Source organism: Lactobacillus sp. UMNPBX17 (genome assembly GCF_002553735.1).
In the GTDB taxonomy this organism is placed as follows: domain Bacteria; phylum Bacillota; class Bacilli; order Lactobacillales; family Lactobacillaceae; genus Lactobacillus; species Lactobacillus gallinarum.
Genome location: NZ_PCYT01000184.1, coordinates 1 through 416 on the forward strand (window position 1 = coordinate 1; position 416 = coordinate 416).

Genomic DNA, 416 nt, shown 5'->3' on the forward strand with positions numbered 1-416 from the left:
AGTAGGAACATCTTCCATTTTTTTAGGATGGTGATTAATTGGTTCAGGGATAAACTTAGTTAGAATTTGTTTGAAAGTTTGATTGTTGTTTTCTAGTTTAACTAAAACTTTCGCATTATTAATTGCAGAATTAATCTTTAGTCGATTACGGATAATTCCTTTGTCTTGCATCAATCTTTCAAAATCAGCTTCATTAAATTTGGCTACTTTATGATAGTTAAAATTTGCAAATGCCTTTCGAAAATTTTCACGTTTATTTAAAATTGTTTCCCAGGATAATCCCGATTGAAAACTTTCTAATACAAGCATTTCATATAAGTAGGTTGAATCTAGATTTAACTTACCCCACTCTTCATCGTGGTATTTTCGGTAGAGTAAATTCTTACTATTTCCCCAACTACAACGAATTTTTTCCA

Annotated in this window: 1 protein-coding gene; it reads right to left on the reverse strand. The window is 30.0% G+C overall.

All coding sequences use genetic code 11. From position 1 onward, the window contains the following. Positions 1 to 416, reverse strand: a 416-nt coding sequence (locus CP368_RS10210; protein ID WP_233185896.1) for a DNA-3-methyladenine glycosylase I, incomplete at both ends; no start/stop codon positions are given.